This is a genomic window from Curtobacterium sp. MMLR14_006 (assembly GCF_001864985.1).
GTDB lineage: Bacteria > Actinomycetota > Actinomycetes > Actinomycetales > Microbacteriaceae > Curtobacterium.
Window position 1 is genome coordinate 38,897 of record NZ_MJGU01000026.1, and the last position, 18,354, is coordinate 57,250.

Annotated in this window: 18 protein-coding genes and 1 tRNA gene; 8 read left to right on the plus strand and 11 right to left on the minus strand. The window is 72.1% G+C overall.

Features of this window, described 5'->3' with window-relative positions; genetic code table 11:
- Positions 1-32 precede the first annotated feature (32 nt).
- From BIU94_RS16280 to BIU94_RS16290, 3 genes are all read left to right on the plus strand, one after another.
- A complete protein-coding gene (locus tag BIU94_RS16280) occupies positions 33-1,313 on the plus strand; it encodes an MFS transporter (RefSeq protein WP_071263292.1) in 1,281 nt (426 codons plus the stop codon).
- A gap of 42 nt (positions 1,314-1,355) precedes the next feature.
- Positions 1,356-1,436 (plus strand) — tRNA-Leu (locus tag BIU94_RS16285).
- 136 nt (positions 1,437-1,572) lie between these two features.
- On the plus strand, positions 1,573-2,289 hold the full coding sequence (locus BIU94_RS16290) for a DedA family protein (protein WP_071263294.1): 717 nt from the start codon (positions 1,573-1,575) through the stop codon (positions 2,287-2,289).
- A gap of 187 nt (positions 2,290-2,476) precedes the next feature.
- Here the strand turns inward: BIU94_RS16290 and rdgB are convergent, their stop codons facing one another.
- The 3 genes from rdgB to murI form a co-directional block, all read right to left on the minus strand.
- Positions 2,477-3,070: an RdgB/HAM1 family non-canonical purine NTP pyrophosphatase gene (gene rdgB / locus BIU94_RS16295; protein ID WP_071263296.1), complete on the minus strand. Its 594-nt coding sequence runs from the start codon at positions 3,068-3,070 to the stop codon at positions 2,477-2,479.
- A complete protein-coding gene (gene rph / locus BIU94_RS16300) occupies positions 3,067-3,798 on the minus strand; it encodes a ribonuclease PH (protein ID WP_071263298.1) in 732 nt (243 codons plus the stop codon). The genes rdgB and rph overlap by 4 nt, the downstream gene beginning before the upstream one ends.
- Positions 3,799-3,873: 75 nt before the next feature.
- The gene (gene murI / locus BIU94_RS16305) at positions 3,874-4,713 is read right to left on the minus strand and encodes a glutamate racemase (protein WP_071263301.1); all 840 of its coding nucleotides are present in this window, start codon (positions 4,711-4,713) and stop codon (positions 3,874-3,876) included.
- A gap of 115 nt (positions 4,714-4,828) precedes the next feature.
- Between murI and BIU94_RS16310 the strand changes: the two genes are divergently transcribed.
- Positions 4,829-6,118 (plus strand): nicotinate phosphoribosyltransferase, encoded by a 1,290-nt coding sequence (locus tag BIU94_RS16310; protein WP_083404924.1) that lies wholly within the window; start codon positions 4,829-4,831, stop codon positions 6,116-6,118.
- A gap of 281 nt (positions 6,119-6,399) precedes the next feature.
- Here the strand turns inward: BIU94_RS16310 and BIU94_RS16315 are convergent, their stop codons facing one another.
- The 3 genes from BIU94_RS16315 to BIU94_RS16325 are packed head-to-tail and all read right to left on the minus strand — an operon-like array spanning position 6,400 to position 9,552.
- Positions 6,400-6,660, minus strand: coding sequence for a DUF3039 domain-containing protein (locus BIU94_RS16315; protein WP_099051947.1), 261 nt, complete (start codon positions 6,658-6,660; stop codon positions 6,400-6,402).
- A 46-nt stretch (positions 6,661-6,706) separates the two neighbouring features.
- Complete coding sequence (locus BIU94_RS16320; protein ID WP_071263303.1) at positions 6,707-8,278, minus strand: hypothetical protein; 1,572 nt, start codon at positions 8,276-8,278, stop codon at positions 6,707-6,709.
- Positions 8,254-9,552 carry an ABC transporter ATP-binding protein gene (locus tag BIU94_RS16325; protein WP_254784838.1) on the minus strand — a complete coding sequence of 433 codons (1,299 nt, stop codon included), beginning with the start codon at positions 9,550-9,552 and terminating at the stop codon, positions 8,254-8,256. The genes BIU94_RS16320 and BIU94_RS16325 overlap by 25 nt, the downstream gene beginning before the upstream one ends.
- 300 nt (positions 9,553-9,852) lie before the next feature.
- On the opposite strand from BIU94_RS16325, the gene BIU94_RS16330 reads away from it, so the two are divergent.
- From BIU94_RS16330 to BIU94_RS16345, 4 genes are all read left to right on the plus strand, one after another.
- Positions 9,853-10,548: an NTP transferase domain-containing protein gene (locus BIU94_RS16330; protein WP_071263305.1), complete on the plus strand. Its 696-nt coding sequence runs from the start codon at positions 9,853-9,855 to the stop codon at positions 10,546-10,548.
- A 44-nt stretch (positions 10,549-10,592) separates the two neighbouring features.
- Positions 10,593-11,417, plus strand: coding sequence for an ABC transporter permease (locus tag BIU94_RS16335; RefSeq protein WP_083404925.1), 825 nt, complete (start codon positions 10,593-10,595; stop codon positions 11,415-11,417).
- Complete coding sequence (locus BIU94_RS16340; protein ID WP_071263307.1) at positions 11,417-12,187, plus strand: ABC transporter ATP-binding protein; 771 nt, start codon at positions 11,417-11,419, stop codon at positions 12,185-12,187. Before BIU94_RS16335 ends, BIU94_RS16340 begins: the two co-directional genes overlap by 1 nt.
- A gap of 116 nt (positions 12,188-12,303) precedes the next feature.
- The gene (locus BIU94_RS16345; RefSeq protein ID WP_071263309.1) at positions 12,304-12,606 is read left to right on the plus strand and encodes a hypothetical protein; all 303 of its coding nucleotides are present in this window, start codon (positions 12,304-12,306) and stop codon (positions 12,604-12,606) included.
- 35 nt (positions 12,607-12,641) lie between these two features.
- Here the strand turns inward: BIU94_RS16345 and BIU94_RS16350 are convergent, their stop codons facing one another.
- From BIU94_RS16350 to BIU94_RS16370, 5 genes are all read right to left on the minus strand, one after another.
- On the minus strand, positions 12,642-13,892 hold the full coding sequence (locus BIU94_RS16350) for a hypothetical protein (RefSeq protein ID WP_071263609.1): 1,251 nt from the start codon (positions 13,890-13,892) through the stop codon (positions 12,642-12,644).
- 42 nt (positions 13,893-13,934) lie between these two features.
- Entirely contained in the window at positions 13,935-14,843 is a 909-nt protein-coding gene (locus BIU94_RS16355; RefSeq protein ID WP_175472154.1) for a glycosyltransferase family 2 protein, read from the minus strand.
- Positions 14,840-15,661 carry a CDP-alcohol phosphatidyltransferase family protein gene (locus tag BIU94_RS16360; protein WP_071263311.1) on the minus strand — a complete coding sequence of 274 codons (822 nt, stop codon included), beginning with the start codon at positions 15,659-15,661 and terminating at the stop codon, positions 14,840-14,842. The genes BIU94_RS16355 and BIU94_RS16360 overlap by 4 nt, the downstream gene beginning before the upstream one ends.
- 4 nt (positions 15,662-15,665) lie before the next feature.
- A complete protein-coding gene (locus BIU94_RS16365; RefSeq protein ID WP_071263313.1) occupies positions 15,666-16,709 on the minus strand; it encodes a glycosyltransferase family 2 protein in 1,044 nt (347 codons plus the stop codon).
- Between the two features lie 186 nt (positions 16,710-16,895).
- Positions 16,896-18,354 (minus strand): S1C family serine protease (locus BIU94_RS16370; protein WP_083404926.1); only part of this gene is annotated, 1,459 nt, incomplete at its 5' end.

An 18,354-nucleotide genomic window follows, 5' to 3' on the forward strand; every position in this document is an offset into this window, starting at 1 on the left:
ACCGGTACCGCTGGCGTACCGTTGGTCGGGCGATGGCCACGACCCCGAACGACTCATTCGACTTCCGGTCCGTGCTCTTGTCGGGCTTCCTGCCCGCGGCGCTGTTCGCGATCGGCGAGGGCGCGATCATCCCGATCATCCCGATCGCGGCCGACTCGCTCGGCGCCGGCCTGGCCTTCGCCGGCTTCGTCGCGTCGCTCATCCTGGTCGGCGAGCTCATCGGCGACGTCCCCTCCGGCATCGTCGTCGCCCGCATCGGCGAGCGGAACGCGATGATCGGCGCCGCCCTGGTGTCGGTCGGCGGCCTCGTCGTCTGCACGACGGCCGGGAACGCCTGGGTCCTCGCGCTCGGCGTGTTCCTGGTCGGCGTCTCCACCGCCGTCTTCGCCCTGGCCCGGCACGCCTACATGACGACCGCGATCCCGGTGCGGATCCGCGCGCGGGCCCTGTCCAGCCTGGGCGGCGTGTTCCGCTTCGGGTACTTCGTCGGCCCCTTCGTCGCCGCCGGCGTGATCCACGTGACCGGCGCGACCCGCAGCGCGTTCTGGATCCACGTCGCGTGCTGCCTGGCGGCGGCGACCGTGCTCCTGGTGCTGCGCGACCCGGCGACGGGCGCGCGCGGTCTGCGGTTGCCGGCACGGGCCTCCCGGCCGACCGACGCGACCGAGCCGTCCACCGACACCGGTGCGGTCTTCGTCGAGAAGGAGGCGCACGGCCTCTTCCGCACCATCCGCGCGAACCGGGCCGTCCTGCTGCGCCTCGGCAGCGGCGCCGGACTGATCGGCGCGATGCGCGCCGGACGCCAGGTGATCCTGCCGCTCTGGGCGGTGAGCGTCGGGCTCGACGACTCGACGGCCGCACTCGTCATCGGCATCGCGGGCGCCGTCGACTTCGCGCTGTTCTACACGAGCGGGCAGATCATGGACCGCTGGGGGCGGCTGGCGAGCGCGCTGCCCTGCATGCTCGGGCTGAGCATCAGCTACTTCCTGCTCGCCTGGAGCGGTCACCTCGACGCCCGCGTCGGCTGGTTCGTCGCGATCGCGATGGCCATGTCGCTCGCGAACGGCGTCGGGTCGGGCATCCTCATGACCCTCGGCGCCGACCTCGCCCCGCGCGACGACCCGGCCCCGTTCCTCGGGGCGTGGCGGTTCACCGGCGACTTCGGCTCGGCCGCGGCGCCGCTCCTCATCTCCGGCGTGACGGCGGTGGCGTCGATCGCGGTCGCCAGCGGGGTGATGGGCGTGCTCGGCCTGATCGGCGCCGGCGTGCTGCTCCGGTACGTGCCGCGGTACCTGCCCCGGCAGCTGCGCTGACACCGCGGTCGGGCGGCCGCTGTCGGTAGACTGCCGTCGCTCGCGGGAGTGGTGGAATCGGTAGACACGCAGGATTTAGGTTCCTGTGCCCCAGGCGTGAGGGTTCGAGTCCCTCCTTCCGCACCGGCCCAGCCCCCGCCCCTGGCGTCACGGCGTCCGACGGATGTCATACCGACGGCGGATGGTCGCGACACCCGCGGACGGTACCCTCGTCCTGCGGGACACTCCCCCGTGTCCCGCTCGCTCGACCGGAAGAACCATGCACTCCGTCGCACTCGCCCTGATCCCGTGGCTCGATCCGCAGTACATCCTCGACCACTTCGGGGCCATCGCCGTGCTCGTCGTGTGCGCGATCGTGTTCGCCGAGACCGGGCTGCTCATCGGCTTCATCTTCCCCGGGGACAGCCTCCTCGTCATCACCGGCCTCTTCGCCTTCGACCGGGGCGGCGAGATCGGCGGCATCCCCGTCTGGGTCGCGGCGCTGATGATCGGCGCCTCGGCGTTCCTCGGCGGCGAGCTCGGGTACTACATCGGCAAGAAGGCCGGGCCACCGATCTTCGAACGCAAGGAGAGCGGGCTGTTCTCGAAGGAGAACGTCGACCGCACCAACGCGTTCTTCCACCGCTTCGGCCCCGCCGCCGTCATCCTGGCCCGCTTCGTGCCGGTCGTGCGCACCTTCGCGCCGATCGCCGCGGGCGTCGGCCGCATGAACTACAAGAAGTACTCGCTGTACAACGCGATCGGCGCCGTGATCTGGGGCGTCGGCGTGACGTTCCTCGGGTACGTCCTCGGCTACATCCCGTTCGTGGCGCACATCGTCCGGGAGTACATCGACATCATCCTGCTGGCCGCGGTCGTCGTGACCGTCGTGCCGATGGCGCTCACCTACCTGCGGAACGCGCGGAAGGCCAAGCACGAGGCCGATGCCGAGGCGGCGGCCCCGCCCGCCCAGCCGGCGGTCGACCCGAAGCCGTAGCGGCGGCTGCGCGCCGCGGCGCGGCGGCGGCGCACCCAAGGCAACGCCGCGGCGGCGCACAACCGGAGTGCATCGGCACCACGTCACCGCGTGGTTCCGATGCACTTCGGTTGTGCGAACCGCACTCGCACCGGCCGCCCGGGCCGCAGCCGACAGCCCGAGCCCACAGCCCGCGGCCCGCGCACCGCTACACCCCGAAGTGCTCCCGCACGATCGGGGCGATGCCGCGGAACGCCTTGCTGCGGTGCGAGAGCGCGTTCTTCTCCTCGCGGGTGAGCTCCGCCGACGAGCGGTCGGCGTCGTCCGGCCGGAACACGGGGTCGTAGCCGTGGCCGCCGTCACCGATCGGCTCGGTGGTGACCTCGCCGTTCCACACCGCCTCGACGACGTGCTCGGCCCCGTCGGGCGTCACGAACGCGGCCGCGCACACGAAGGCGGCGGTGCGCTCCACGACGCCCTCCAGGTTCCGCAGCAACAGCGCGATGTTGTCGGCGTCCGACCGGGTGCCGGCGTACCGGGCCGAGTGGATGCCCGGCGCCCCGTCGAGTGCGTCGACGGCGATGCCCGAGTCGTCGGCGAGCGCCGGCAGCCCCGTGTGCGCGACCGCGGCCCGGGCCTTGATGAGGGCGTTCGCGGCGTAGCTGTCGCCGTCCTCGACGGGCTCGGGGCCGTCGTAGCCGACGAGCTCGACGCCCTCGCCCAGCGCCGACCCGAGGATCTCGCGCAGCTCGACGACCTTGCCCTGGTTGTGGGTGGCCAGGACCACCTCGCGGGGCGTCACGCCAGACCCAGGACCGAACGCTGGATCGCCGCGAGCGACTGGTTGCCGGCCAGGCCCAGGTCGAGCAGCACGTTCAGTTCGTCGCGGTCGAACGGCGCGTGCTCGGCGGTGCCCTGCACCTCGATGAACTTGCCCGAACCCGTGGTGACGATGTTCATGTCGGTGTCGGCGGCGGAGTCCTCGGTGTACGCCAGGTCGAGCATCGGCTCGCCCTTGACGATGCCGACGGAGATCGCCTGCACGCTGTCGGTGAGCGGGGTGGCCTTCTTGCCGATGAAGCCCTTGTCGCGGCCCCACTCGATCGCGTCGGCCATCGCCACGTAGGCGCCGGTGATCGACGCCGTGCGGGTGCCGCCGTCGGCCTGCAGCACGTCGCAGTCGATGACGAGGGTGTTCTCGCCGAGGGCCTTCGTGTCGACCACGGCGCGGAGCGAACGCCCGATGAGCCGGGAGATCTCGTGCGTGCGCCCGCCGACCTTCCCCTTGATCGACTCGCGCTGCATGCGTTCGTTCGTCGAGCGCGGCAGCATCGAGTACTCGGCGGTGACCCAGCCGGTGCCCTTGCCGGCGAGCCAGCGCGGCACGCCGTTCGTGAACGAGGCGGTGCAGAGCACCCTCGTGTCGCCGAACGAGATGAGCGCGCTGCCCTCGGCCTGCGTGCTCCACCCCCGCTCGATGGTGACGGGGCGGTGGTCCTCGGCCTGGCGGCCGTCGATGCGGGTGGTCATGGTGTCCTTTCGGTCCGGCCGGGAGGCACGGTGCGGGTCGTGCGGAGCGGGCTGCGGTGGGCGGCTGGTCGCCGCTCAGGCCCGCTCGCGGGGCAGGGTGATGGCGCCGGTCTCGAGGTGGCCGACGCGCACGATCTCGGGGCCGAGGAACCGTCGGGCGAGCCGGAGGAAGCCGTCCTCGTCGTCGCCGGTCGACTCGAACGAGTACGTCGGCGCGGTCGTCGCGGTGCGTTCGAGGCCGTGTTCGACGAGCCGTCGGTAGACGTCGTTCGCGGTCTCCTCGGCGCTCGACACCAGGGTGACGTCCGGACCCATGACGAACTGGATCGCGGCGGACATGAGCGGGTAGTGCGTGCAGCCGAGCACGAGGGTGTCGACGTCCGCCGCCCGCACCGGGTCGAGGTAGCCGGCCGCGACCTCGCGGAGCGCCGCCGACGAGGTGTCCCCCGCCTCGACGAACTCCACGAACCGCGGGCACGCCGCGGTGGTCAGCGTGACGTCGGCGGCCACGGCGAAGGCGTCCTCGTACGCGCGGGACGCGATCGTGCCGACGGTGCCGATGACGCCGACCCGGCCGGTCCGGGTCTGCTTCACGGCGGCGCGGGCCGCGGGCTGGATGACCTCGACCACCGGGATGCCGTAGGCCTGCTCGTAGCGTTCACGGGCATCGCGGAGCACCGCCGACGAGGCCGTGTTGCAGGCGATCACGAGCGCCTTCACGCCCTGCTCGACCAGGTCGTCCATCACCTCGAGCGCGTAGCGGCGGACGTCCGCGATGGGCTTCGGGCCGTACGGCGAGTGCACGGTGTCACCGACGTACCGGATGCTCTCGCGCGGCAGCTGGTCGATGATGGCGCGGGCCACCGTGAGCCCGCCGACCCCGCTGTCGAAGACTCCGATCGGTGCATCCGTCACGGTGACCAGCGTACCGACGCGGGCGGCGGACGTCTGGACCGACCACCTGCGTGCCGCGGCTGCGCGCCCGACGCAATCCGGGCCTCCCGACCGTCGCGTCACTAGTGTCGGAGGGGTGACCAGCGCGCTCCTGACCGACCAGTACGAACTCACCATGGTCGACGCGGCCCTCAAGGACGGGACCGCCGACCGCCGGTGCGTCTTCGAGGTCTTCGCCCGCCGACTGCCGGACGGACGCCGGTACGGCGTCGCCGCCGGGCTCGGACGCTTCCTCACCGCACTCGGCGAGTTCCGCTTCGGCGACGACGAGATCGGCTTCCTGCGCGACCGCGGCGTCATCGACGCGGGGACCGCTGCCTGGCTCGCCGACTACCGCTTCACCGGTGACGTCCGCGCCTACCGGGAGGGCGAGGTCTACTTCCCGAACTCCCCGATCCTGCAGGTCGAGGGCACCTTCGCCGAGGCAGTCATTCTCGAGACGCTCGCGCTGAGCATCTTCAACGCGGACTCCGCCATCGCGTCCGCCGCGGCACGCATGGTCTCCGCAGCCGACGGACGCCCCCTGGCCGAGATGGGCTCGCGCCGCACGGGCGAGTGGAACGCCGTCGCCGCCGCTCGGGCCGCGTACATCGCCGGGTTCGGCGCGACGAGCAACCTCGAGGCCGGGCGCACCTGGGGCATCCCGACGATGGGCACCGCGGCGCACGCCTTCACGCTGCTGCACGACTCGGAAGAGGCCGCGTTCCGCTCCCAGCTCGACGCCCTCGGCAGCGGCACGACGCTGCTCGTGGACACCTACGACATCGAGGCGGCCGTCGACACCGCCGTCCGGCTCACCGACGGTGCGCTCGGCGCCGTCCGCATCGACAGCGGGGACCTGCCCTCGGTCGTGGCGTCGGTGCGGGCGCAGCTCGACCGGCTCGGCGCGACCGGCACGAAGATCACCGTCACGAACGACCTCGACGAGTACACGATCGCGGCCCTCCGCGCGGCGCCGGTCGACTCGTACGGGGTCGGCACCTCGGTCGTCTCCGGCTCCGGCCACCCCGCCGCCGGCATGGTCTTCAAGCTCGTCGCGCACGAGTCCGCCGACGGCGACTCGTGGGTGCCGGTCGCGAAGAAGTCCGCCGACAAGGCCTCGGCGGGCGGCCGCAAGGAGGCCGGCCGACGCTTGCGCAACGGGGTCGCGACGGCCGAGGTCGTGCTCACCCAGGGCCAGGTCGGCCCGGACGAGCGCCCCCTGCTCGTGCCGGTGGTCACCGGCGGCGAGGTCGACCAGGCCTTCCTCGGGGTCGACGGCGTCGAGGCAGCCCGGGCGCACCACAAGCGGTCGAAGGCCGAGCTGCCCGCGGATGCCGCGCGCATCGGCCGCGGCGACCCCGCGATCCCGACGCTGGTGATCTGAGCGCGGGCGCGGAGCGCTGCGGGGCGCAGGCCGCGTCGTCCAGTGAGCAGAAGACGTCGGGTCGCGGACGGCGACCCGACATCTTCTGCTCACTCAGCGCAGCCGCCCGGGGCCGGGCCGACGGCGGCGCAGAGCGCACGCGTCCAGTGAGCACAAGAGGTCGAGTCCCGGAACGCGACCCGACCTCTTCTGCTCACGATGCGCAGGCTGCCGACCCAGACGGCGGACGGGAGGCTCGTGGCGGCGTCGCCACGGGCCTCCCGTCCGTTCCGTACTCGCGTCTACTCGGCCTTCATCTTCTCGTAGATGGCCTTGCAGTCCGGGCAGACCGGGAACTTCTCCGGGTCGCGGCCCGGGATCCACTTCTTGCCGCACAGTGCCTTGACCGGCTTGCCGGACAGGGCGGACTGCAGGATCTTGTCCTTCTTGACGTAGTGCGAGAACCGCTCGTGGTCGCCGGGCTCGATCGCTTCGTCTTCGAGGAGCTTCTCGAGCTCCCGGTCCATCACGTCGAGGCCGCCGCCGGGTTCCGTCATGCTCATGGACCCAGGGTACGACGGTCGAGCCGGACGCGCAGCGTGCCTGCGGTCAGTTGCGCTGCGCCGCGGCGAGCAGGTCCGGGCCACGGCGGTCGAACAGTGCCCCGCCCGCTGCCACACCGATCGCGAGGACGACGACGCCGACCCCGATGCCCACGCCGAGCGTCAGCATCGACCACGGCTCGCTGCCCTGCGTCAGGGCGAGGGCCGCGAGCACCGCGGCGGGCACCGTGCACACCACGATCGCGATGACCATCGTCGCCTGCGCCACGGTCGCGGCGACGCCGGCGGCCTGCGGCTGCTGGAACGGGTGGTCACCGGGCCGCACCGTCGGGTACGGCATGAGGACCGAGACCACGCTCGACAGCCCGAGGCCGGAGAGCAGGGCGCTCGCGCTCACGCCGACGAGCAGCGGGAACACCGAGAGGTCGCCGTAGAGGCGCGCGGACACCCATGCACCGGCCACGATCAGGGGCGTACCGACGACGAGCAGCGGCACGACGCGGCCGAGCCGGTCGCTCCACCCCGGTGCGCCGGACGCCACGTGCAGCCAGACCGCCGTGTTGTCGTAGGAGACGTCGTTGTGCGGCAGGAACCCGGCGATCAGGGCCATGAGCGGCAGCGGCACGAGGGCCGTCCAGTGCCACGGCACTCCGGCGACGCCGAGCGGCAGCACCACGACCGGCACGAACACGATGACGAGGTACGAGGCGCGGTAGCGCGGGTCCCGCACCCAGTACGTCAGGGCACGGGCGGCGACCGCGGCCACGGGCGTGGACCCGAGACGGGCGAACCAGCCGAGCCCGCGGTAGCGACGGGCACGGGGGCGACCGTCGACGGTCTCGAGCGCCCGGCCGACGAGCGCCCACCAGGCCCAGGCGAGCAGGGCGACCACGACGACGGCGACGAGCAGCTTGAGGATGCCGGCTCCGACGTGCCCGCTGGCGACGTCCGCCGGCACGGCCCACGCGGCGCCCCAGGGGGTCCAGCCGGCGACGTCCGCGACGCGCTGCAGTTCCGCGCCCCGGGTGTCGAGCCAGTCGACGCGCAGCAGCAGGGACACGGCCGGGATCGTCAGCGCGACGACGACGAGGGCGACGAGCCACCCGGCGTCCCGCGACCGCTGGGGCCCGATGACGCGCGAGCCGACGGCGCTGCCGACCCGGACGAGCAGGGCGCAGGTCGCCACGGCGAGCAGCCCGGCGACGACCGCGAGGAACCCGGTCCCCGCGTCGCGGGCCCAGACGGCGACCTGGCCGACCGCGAGGACGACGACCCCGAGCACCGGGACGCCGACGAGCCCGGCGACACCGAGGCCCACCGCGAGCCGGCGACGGCCGATACCGAAGACCGTGAAGCGCCTCGGGTCGAGCTGGTCGCCCCGGCCGACCACGAGCGGCACCACGGTGAACGCGAACGCGACGAGGGCACCGACCGGCACGACGACCGCCCGTGCCGTCTCGGCGTCGGCCGGGCGGAGGTCGATCAGCTGCGCCGCGGCCCAGACCGCGGCGAGGAGCCCGACCAGACTGCCGAGCACGACGAACACCGACCGGCGGGCGCTGCCGCGGACCTCGCCCGCGAGCAGGTCGACCCTCAGCCGGAGAAGCTGTGCAACCATTCCATGCTCTCTGCGACGACGCGGCCGCCGGCGAGTTCGACGAACTTGTCCTCGAGGCTCTTGCGCCCGCGCACCTGCGCCATCGTGCCGGAGGCCAGGACGCGACCGCCGACGATGATGGCGACCGAGTCGCACGTGCGCTGCACGAGTTCCATCGAGTGACTCGAGAGCACGACGGTCCCGCCGCCCCGGGTGTACCGGCGCAGGATGTCGGTGATGGTCGCGGCACTCACCGGGTCCACCGACTCGAAGGGCTCGTCGAGCACGAGGACCCGCGGCGAGTGGATGAGGGTGGCGGCGAGGGCGATCTTCTTCGCCATGCCGACCGAGTAGTCGGCGACCTGGCGGCCGAGCGCGTCGCCGAGCCCGAAGGCGTCGGCGAGGTCGGCGCTGCGTGCCCGGGCGGTCGCGCCGTCGAGTCCCCGCAGCGTCGCCGAGTAGTAGAGGAGCTGTGCGCCGGTGAGCCGGTCGAACAGCCGGAGCCGGTCCGGCAGCACGCCGAGGCTGCGCTTGGCGGCGGTCGGGTCGGCCCAGACGTCGTGGTCGAGGACGGTGACCGAGCCGGCGTCCGGACGCAGCAGACCGGTGACCATCGACAACGTCGTGGTCTTGCCGGCACCGTTGGGGCCGACGACGCCGAAGATCGAGCCCTGGCGGATCTCGAGGTCGACCTCGTCCGCGGCGAGCGTCTGGCCGTAGCGCTTGACCAGTCCACTGGCCCGGAGCACGACCGGCTGCTGCGGCTGTGCGGCTCCGGCGCGCGGCGCGCGCTTCTTCGCGACGGGCGCCGGCGCCTCGTCGGCGGTACCCGCCTCCGTCACGGCGCGGCCCGCGTCGGCAGCGTCCGTCGTGGCGGTCGCGTCGGTCGCAGCGCTCCGGCCGGGAGGCACGGTGCCGGCGGTCCCGCCGGCCCCCGCCGGGCGCTTGGCCCGTCCCTTGCCGCCGCGCGCCTTCGTCTTCGCCAGCCGCGGCCCGGTGGTCGTCGGCGTGGCGGCTGCCGCCACGACACCGGTCGCGGTGGCGTCCTCCGGTGCGTCCGCGGCCGTCGTGGTGTCCGTCGCGCTGCCCGGTGCGTCGTCGGTCATCGCGTCATCACCGGGTGCGTCGAGCGCGTCCCGGTCGGGTGCGTCAGGCGCATCCGGGTCCCCCATGTCGTCGTCGTCGGCACGTTCGTCCGCGGCGGCGTCTGCCTCGTCGGTGTCGCTCGCCTCGGTCATCCAGGCAGCATCGGTCGTGGCGTACACGTCCTCGTCATCTGCTGCTCCGGCTGCCATCGCCCAACCGTACCAATGCTGTACCGACACCGGTGGACGGGCCTGTGCAGTGTCACGAATTGGGCACGAAGGGCCTCGGGCTGTACCCCGCGCGGACGGGTTTCCGTATCATTCACCGGGACACGACGGAGTGTTCACCCCCGGGAAACCCGCCGAAACGGCACCACCCGGGCTCCACGAACCAGCCGGCCACCGCGTCGGTACCGCCGGGTTCTCGGGGAACTCGGACGTTCCGCGAGCAGACTCGACGAGGCCCGCCCGTGCCCAACGGCGCGCGGGCGGACACCAGAAGGGACAAGCATGACCACGCAGATCGTGATCCTCGCAGCGGGGATGGGGAGCCGTCTCGGCCGCAGCCTGCCGAAGCCGCTCACCGAGCTCAGCGACGGCCGCACCATCATGCAGCAGCAGTTCGACAACATCCGTGCGGCGTTCGGTTCGAGCGCCCGGGTGACCATCGTCGTCGGCTACAAGTCGGAGCACATCGTCGAGGCCTTCCCCGAGGCGAACTTCGTCTACAACGAGTCCTACGACTCCACGAACACCTCGAAGAGCCTGCTCCGTGCGCTCAAGGCCACGGGCAAGAGCGGTGTCCTCTGGATGAACGGCGACGTCGTCTTCGACCCGATGGCGCTCGTCCGTGCAGCCGACATGATCGACGAGGACCGCTCGTTCGTCAGCGTCAACACCGAGAAGGTCTCCGACGAAGAGGTCAAGTACACGGTCGACGCGGAGGGCTTCATCCACAAGCTGTCCAAGCAGGTCGTCGGTGGCCTCGGCGAGGCCGTCGGCATCAACTACGTGTCCGCCGGTGACAAGCAGGCCCTGATCCGCCAGCTCGGTCGCGTCGACGACCAGGAGTACTTCGAGGGCGGCATCGAGGCTGCCATCGCCGAGGACGGGCTACGCTGGACGCCGATCGACATCTCCGACCTGTACGCGGTCGAGATCGACTTCGCCGAGGACCTCGAGCGCGCGAACGACCTGTTCGCCTGAGCGCTGATCAGGACCCCCTCGGCGGTTCCGCCCGGAGGGAAGCCGTGACGACAGCGAGTGCGCCGACCGCGACCGTGCCGACCGCTCCCGCAGCGACACGGAGTGCCGGTCGGCGCTACCGTCATGCCCTGTGGCTGCTGACGGTCCGCGACCTGCGCGTCCGCTACTCGACGTCGGCGCTCGGGTACCTCTGGTCGATCCTCGACCCGTTGGTGATGTCGGCGATCTACTGGTTCGTCTTCACCAAGGTGTTCCACCGCGGCTCGGTGGGCGAGGACCCGTACATCGTCTTCCTGCTCGTGGCACTGCTCCCCTGGATGTGGTTCACGGGGGGAGTCTCCGACTCGACCCGGGCCTTCATCAAGGAGTCGAAGCTCATCCGGTCGACGACGATCCCGCGCTCGATCTGGGTCGCACGGATCGTCGCGTCGAAGGGCATCGAGTTCCTGCTGAGCATCCCGGTGCTCGCGGTGTTCGTCGTCGCGACGGGCGCGCACCTGCACTGGCAGGCGGTGTTCTTCCCGCTCGGGATCGTCCTGCAGTGCGCCCTGGTCTACGGCCTGGGCCTCATCGTGGCGCCGCTCGTCGTGTTCTTCCGTGACCTCGAGCGCGCGACCAAGCTCGTGCTGCGCTTCCTCTTCTACGCGTCGCCGATCATCTACGGCACCACCGCGCTGCCGGACGCGCTGCGCGGGATCGCCGCGATCAACCCGCTCACCGGGATCTTCGGTCTGTACCGGTCGGCGTTCTTCCCCGCGCAGCTCGACTGGTTCGAGGTCGGCGCGTCGGTGCTCACCACCGCCGTGGTCCTGGTCGTCGGCTTCGCCGTGTTCCGTCGGAGCGAGCACCGCGTGCTCAAGGAGCTGTGATGACCGCCACCGACCAGACCACCCGCACCGAGACCGTCGCCCCGGTGATCTCCGTGCGCGGCGCCGGCATCTGCTTCAAGCGGAACCGCCGCGCGAGCCGCAACTTCAAGGACCTCTTCGCCGGCCGGGGACGCCGGAAGCGCGCGGACGAGTTCTGGGCGCTCCGCGACGTCTCCTTCGACGTGCGCCCCGGCGAGGCGATCGGCGTCGTCGGACGCAACGGCCAGGGCAAGTCCACGCTCCTCAAGCTCGTGGCGCAGGTCATGCTGCCGGACGAGGGCCGCGTGGACGTCGGCGCCGGGGTGGCCCCGCTCATCGAGATCACCGGCGGGTTCGTCGGCGACCTGTCCGTCCGGGACAACGTGTACCTGACCGCGGGGCTGCACGGCATGACGCGCTCCGAGATCCGCGAGGCGTTCGACGAGATCATCGCGTTCGCCGAGATCGGCGACTTCGTCGACACCCCGTACAAGCACCTGTCCAGCGGCATGAAGGTGCGCATCGCCTTCGCGGTCATCTCGCGCCTCGACGAGCCGGTCATCCTGGTCGACGAGGTCCTGGCGGTCGGCGACAAGGCCTTCCGCGAGAAGTGCTACAAGCGGATCGAGGAGCTGCTCGCCGGCGGCCGCACGCTCTTCTTCGTCTCGCACAGCGACAAGGACCTGCGCCGGTTCTGCGACCGCGGGCTGTACCTGGACAAGGGACGGCTGCAGCTCGACGACACGATCGAGGCCGCGCTGGCCCGCTACTCGGCCGACTACGGGTCCTGACCGACCGGGGTACTCCCCCTGCACGGTCACCGCCTCCGGGTGCTCCCTCCACAGCCCGCGCGTCCCCGGGGTTCCGGCGGCCCCCACCGTCGGACCCTCCCCCTAACGTTCCGGGCATGCACCACCCACCGACCGCCTACCCCGTCCCGTTCTCCGTCGACCGCACCCACGCCCCGCGCCGCTACGACCTCGTCAACACCGGGGACGAGCCACTCGACGGCCTGACCCTCACCCACCTCGGCGACGGGTACTGCCCGCCGCTCGCCGTGCGACGCCTCGAACCGGGCCGCGCGTTGTCCATCGCGGTCTTCGGAGCCGATCCCGAGCGCACGGGGGTCGTCGTCGTGCGGTGGCGGCGCCCGGACCGCTCCGAGTACCTCTGGCGCATGTCGCTCGTCGGTGGCGGGCCGGTCGCGTGACGGGGCACGAGCAACCGGCAGCGATCCGCCCGGGCTCAGCGCTCCGCTCGGGGGCCGCCCTCGCCGCGGGCAGCCGCGACGTCCCGCCACCGCGCGAGCAACTGTTCGACGGCGGCGTGGAACCGCGCGGTCGCGGCGCCGGGCGTGGTGTCGCCGAAGTAGCGGACGACCCAGTGCTGCAGACGGGCGAGCTCGTCGGCGTCGCCCGCCGCCGCGTCCACCCGTTCGAGCACGCGGGGTGCGTCCTCCGCCGTCAGCCAGTTCGCGTCACCGAGGTACCCGCGCTCGTCGACCTCGGCCTCCGGCGAGACCGGACGCGCCACGATGAGCGGCTTGCCCACGGCGAGCCGGTCGTAGATCATCGCACTGATGTCGGTGATCGCGACGTCGGCGTCGGCGAGCTGCCAGCCGAGCGTCGGGCCGTCGTCGTGCACGTGGTGCGCCGACGGGTCCGCCGCGTTCGCCGCGGCGATGGCCGCCAGGATGCGCTCGTGTGCCGCCTTGTACGCAGGGTCCAGCACCCCGCTCCGGGGGTGCGGCCGGTACACGAGCCGGTGCCGCGGCGAGGCGAGGACCTGCTCCGCGATGGTCGTGCCGTGCGACGCGATCGACCCGTACGCCGCCGCAGGCCGGTCGCCCTCCCACGTCGGTGCGTAGAGCACCACGGTGCGCTCGTCGTGCGGGTACGGCACGGTGCCGGCGAAGTGGTCCGCTTGCGGCCGGCCGATCGCGGTGGTGCGCGTGTCGAGGTCGTAGTCCCACAGCGCCTCGGCCAGCCGGTCGCGCGCGGCGTCGCCCGCGATGAGCGCGTGGTCGTACGCCTTGAACTGGTTCGTCGTCATGTACATCTTGTCGCTCTCGCCGTGGTTGACGAAGACGTGCCACATGCGCCCGTACCGCATCATCTGGAAGTTGCGGGCGTTCTGGTTGACGTACAGCACGAGCTTCGGCGCCTGGGTCTCGACGAAGTGCTCCAGGTCGATCACCTGCCGCGCGTACACGACCGGGACCGGCGACTCCTCGAGCAGCTGGAGCATCGTGCCCGGGCTGCGCGAGACGATCGCCACCGGGTGGGTGCGGGCGAGCTCGGCGAGGGGCGCGTACCACTGGCGCACCTGGTACATGTTCACCGGGCCGTCGGCGAAGTACACGGCGACCTCGATGGATCCCGGTGCGGGAGTCTCCACCGACGGCAGCCGACGGGCCAGCGCACGACGGCTCCGACGCGACGCGAGCAGTCGGCTCGCGAGCCGGACGGCGGTGCGCAGGTCGCTCGTGATGGGCATGGTCATCCTCCCGCAGGGGTCTGCTGTTCTGGTCCGGACGGCTCAGACGACCGGCGGGCGACCGGCCAGGGTCATCCGCGCGACGGTGAGCCAGCCGATCGGGCGGGTGGGACCGCAGTCGGCCGTCCACCCCTCGCGGATCCCACCGAACCAGGTCGCGAGTCGACGCGGGTGCCGCCACCAGCGCAGCACCTGGATCCCGGCCCAGGTGCCGACGTACACCGGGCGCAGGACCGCCGGCAGGTTGCGGCGTGCCAGGAACACCCGGTTGCGGGCGTTCAGCCGGTAGTACTCGGTGTGCCGTGCCGGGTCGATCGCCGGGTGGTGCGCCACGAGGTCCCCCGCGTAGAACGCACGGCGGCCGGCGTCCCACACCCGCCAGGCGAGCTCGATGCCCTCGTGCGCGTAGAAGTACTCGGCACCCCAGCCGCCGACAGCCCGGTAGACGTCCGTGGGCAGGACGACCGCGCCCTCCCAGACCGAGAAGACGGGCGACGAGTGGTCCGGCTCGCCCTTGCGGATGCGCGGGACCCAGCGGCGGGGGTTCGCGGCCCCGGTCGGGTCGACGACGCGGGGCTGCAGGAGCCCGAGCGACGGGTCGTGCTCGAACCGGTCGATCGCGTCGCGCAGGAACGTGTCCGACGGCACCGACGCGTCGTCGTCCAGGAAGAACACGTAGTCGCCGTCCACGACTGCGGCTCCGGCGTTGCGCCCGGCGGGGATCCCGACGTTCTCCGGCAGGGCCAGGGCCCGCACCCCGTCGGGCAGGCCGGTCGGCTCCCAGCCGTTGCCGACGCAGACGACGTCGAGCTCGACGTCCCGCTGTGCCAGGACGCTCTCGAGGCCGCGGTGCAGGTCGTCCGGGCGGGTGCCCTGCGACAGGCTCACGACCGCCACGCGGGGGTGCGCCCGGTGGACGACGGCGTGACGCCGCACGGTGCCGGGTGTCACGCGCGGACCCGCTTCGACGCGATGATCGCCAGGAAGTGCCCGATCGTGGCGAGCACCGCGAGCGGCAGCAGCGCGCCGACGAGGATCCGGCTGGCGAGCGGGTCGCCGATGACCAGTCCGAGCAGGGCGAACACGAAGGCGAGCATGCTCAGTTCGACAGAGTGGTACAGGCGGTGGAAGGGCAGGAACCGGGCGAGCCGACGGAGCGATGCGAGCTTCCGTCCGGACGGGGCGGTCGACGCGTCGCGGCGGTCGACGAGCTTGTCCAGGCCGGCGTTCGCGCGGGCGACGTGCACCATGTCGTTGAGCGCCTTGTTGAGGACGATGACGAGACCGAGTGCGCACCCGATCGTCGTCCACATCCAGTCGGCGTCGTGCACGGGCCAGGTCGCGGCACGGATGCCGAGGGCGACGGGGATCAGCCCCTCCGTCGTGTAGTGGCCGACCTTGTCCAGGAACACCCCAGCGGGCGAGTGCGTGCCGCGCCAACGGGCCACCTCGCCGTCGCTGCAGTCGACGAGCATCTGCAGCTGCCCGAGCACCAGCGCGAGCAGGGCACCCCAGATGCCGGGGATGAGCAGAGCAGCGGCGACGCTCCAGCCGACCAGGATCATGAGGCCCGTCACCTGGTTGGCGCTGACCCGGGTCTTGAGGAGCACCCAGGTCAGGTACGGCGACACGTCACGCAGGTACAGCGAGGCGGTCCAGTGCTCCGCGTTGGCGCGGGCGCGGACCTCGTCCGGTTGGCCCACGGCACGCAGTTCGGCGATCGAGGACGGCCGTGCGGCGCCCTGGTGGGGAAGAGCGTGGTCGGTCATGCGGTCACCGTCCGGTGTGGGTGGTCAGCTCGGAGGTCCGGGTGAGAAACCCGATGATGAAACCGATCCCCCACCCGACGTGGATGCACGGCAGCACCACGAGCAGCCAGGCGAGGGTCGCGACCCCGGACCGACGCGCGACGGCGACCGATCCGAGCACGACGAAGAGCAGGTACACCGCGGGGACGACGAAGCCGATCAGCGCCCAGGCGAGCGGTGTGCCCAGCGCAGCACCGACGACGCCGACGAGCCCCACGACGATCCCGAGCGCCATCGCGGCGACCATCGCCGGGGGCACGAAGTAGCGCAGGCCGTTGTTCGCCGGGAACCGTCGGGCGAGCTCGCCACGCCACAGACCGGTCGCGACGAACTGCCGGACCAGGCGCTTCAGGCTCGGCCGCGGGCGGTAGGTCACGACGAGCTCCGGCGTGAACCACACGGTGCCGCCGGTCTGGCGCAGGCGCCGGTTGAGTTCCCAGTCCTGCCCGCGCTTGATGCCCTCGTCGAACAGGCCGACCGCGAACAGGCGGTCCCGCTTGAAGACCCCGAGGTACGCCGTCTCTGCCGGTCCGGCGGTGCCGCCGACGTGGTGGGGCGTGCCGCCGAGCCCGACCCGGCTGCCGTAGGCCAGGGCCACCGCCCGTTCGAAGGGCGTGCGCCCCTCGGCCCGCATGATGCCGCCGACGTTGTCGGCGCCGGACTCGAGCAGCGTGCGCACGGCGATCCGGGTGTAGTCCGTCGGCAGCACGGAGTGCGCGTCGACCCGGACGACGACGGGGTGCACGGACGCGCGGATCGCGACGTTGAGGCCCGCGGGGGTCGAGCCGACCGGGTTCTCGATCGCGCGGATGCGGGGATCGGCCGCGCTCATCTCGGCGACGAGTTCGTTCGTGCCGTCGATCGAGGGCCCCAGGGCGAGGATGACCTCGAAGGGGCCGTCGTAGTCCTGGTCGAGCAGGCTGCCCACGGCGGCGCGGACCTCCGTGACCTCGTTGAGCACGGGCATCACGTACGAGACGCCCGGCAGGGGCTGTCCGTCTGTCTGCATGCGTACCTCGGGGTGCTGGCTGGGAGCACGGGACGCACCGGGGCCGGTGCCGCCCCGCAGAGCGACCATGAGCCTATCAAGGAGCCGAACCGGCTCCCTGCGGTGCGGCTGCGGACGCCGCCCCGGGACGGACGGGAGGCCCGGCGCACGTCGTGCACCGGGCCTCCTGTTCGTCGGCTGGTCGCGTCAGCCCTTGCTGTCGTACGTCCCCAGGGTCACGTCGGCCTGGCGGGACTGGCCGTTCCGCAGGTACGAGATCGTCGTTGAGGCGCCGCCGGCGAAGTACCGGACCTGCGCGGTCAGGTCGGTTGCGTCCGAGACGTTCGCCGACCCGATCTTCGTGACGACGTCGCCCTTCTGCAGGCCGGCCTTCGCGGCCGCTCCGCCGGACGACACCGACTTGATGAGCGCGCCCATCTGCGTGGCGCTCCGGTCGTCGGAGGCGTCGCCGACGGTCGCACCGAGGAGTCCGTGCGTGGCCGAGCCGTTGTCCTTGATCTCGTTCGCGACCCGCTTCACCAGGTTCGACGGGATCGAGAAGCCGACACCGATGCTGCCGGCCGCCGACTCGGACGACGACGAGCTGCCGGCCGACGCGATGGCGACGTTGATGCCGATGAGGCGGCCCTTCGAGTCGAGCAGCGCACCGCCCGAGTTGCCGGGGTTGATCGACGCGTCGGTCTGGATCACCGGCAGCGACACCGTCGTGTTCGCCGAGGAGCTGCTGCCGTTGTCGCCGTTGCCCCAGAAGTCGAACGGACCGCTGCCGCCGTTGCCGCCCTCGTTCGAGTCGCCGCCCTGACTGGGGGCGCTCGAGGTGACCTGGATGCTGCGGTCGAGCGTCGAGACGATGCCGTCGGTGACGGTGTTCGACAGGCCGAGCGGGGCACCGATCGCGACCGCGGTGTCGCCCACGTTGAGTTTCGTCGAGTCGGCGAACGCCATCGGCTTGAGGCCGGAGGCATCGATCTTGATGACCGCGAGGTCGACCGTCGGGTCGGTGCCGATGAGCTTGCCGGGGTAGATCTTGCCGTCGGAGGTCGTGACCGTGATCGACCCGTTCGCGCTGTCGCCGTCGAGGGTGACGACGTGCGTGTTCGTGACGATGTAGCCGTCCTTCGTCATCACGACGCCGGAACCGGTGCCGGCCTCGTTGCTCGACGACACGTTGATCGTCACGACCGACGGGGTCGCCTGCGCGGCGACGGCGGTGACGACCGTCGCGGAGTCGTAGTCGTTCACCGTGAGGTTGCCGCCCTGCGACGAACCGGAGGACACGATGCCGCCGCCGTCGTTCGCGGCGCTCGCGGCCCACCCGGCGCCGCCGCCGACGAGCCCCGCGAGGACCAGACCGGCGACGATCGGCAGCACGAGGCGGTTGCGACCCGTCCGTCGGTCGGAGGTGCTGGCGGCCGTCGAGCCCTCGGTGAAGTAGTGGCCGTTGCGGCGGTCGGAGCCGTCCACGTCGCCGAAGGCGCTCGTGGCGGACTGCGGCGCCTGGGCCGACGCTGCGGTGTACTCGGACGACGAGGCCGGGGCGGTGGCGGACGCCGGCTGGGCGTACTCGCCGTAGCGGGGCTGGGCGGCCGTGGGCTGGCCGTACTGCGACTGCTGGCCCTGCTGACCGTACTGCGACGGCTGCTGG